We start from the raw sequence: 453 nt of genomic DNA on the forward strand, positions 1-453 counted from the left end.
CGGAGGCGTGCTTGCGGCATGCGCGCCGTCCATCTGCGTGCTGCTGCTCGCGCGTTTCGTGCAGGGACTCGGCGCGGGCTCGGGCATGACCATCGCACTCGCCATCGTGCGCGATCTGTTCGAAGGCGAGGCGATGCAGCGCCGCATCGGGTCGATCACCGTGGTCGCAAACGTGGCGCCGATCGTCGCCCCATCGCTGGGCGTCGCGTTGCTGGCGGTTATCCACTGGCGCGGCATCTATGGCGTAATGGCGGGCTGCGGGCTCGTCGCGGCACTCGTGACATGGCGCGGCTTGCGTGAATCCGCGCGCATCGCGACTACCCGGTTCTCGATGACGAAGCTTGTGCACAACTACGCGACGGTGCTCCGCCATCGCGATGCGGCGGGCGCGATCGTCATCAACGGACTCGGCTTCGGCTGGATGTTCGCGTATGTCGCGGGTTCGCCGCTGGT

At 67.5% G+C, this 453-nt stretch carries 1 protein-coding gene; it reads left to right on the forward strand.

The genetic code is table 11. The annotated features are described in order from the left end of the window. On the forward strand, positions 1-453 hold a 453-nt coding region (locus BG57_RS31020), incomplete at both ends, for an MFS transporter (RefSeq protein WP_035971175.1).

The organism is Caballeronia grimmiae (assembly GCF_000698555.1).
In the GTDB taxonomy this organism is placed as follows: domain Bacteria; phylum Pseudomonadota; class Gammaproteobacteria; order Burkholderiales; family Burkholderiaceae; genus Caballeronia; species Caballeronia grimmiae.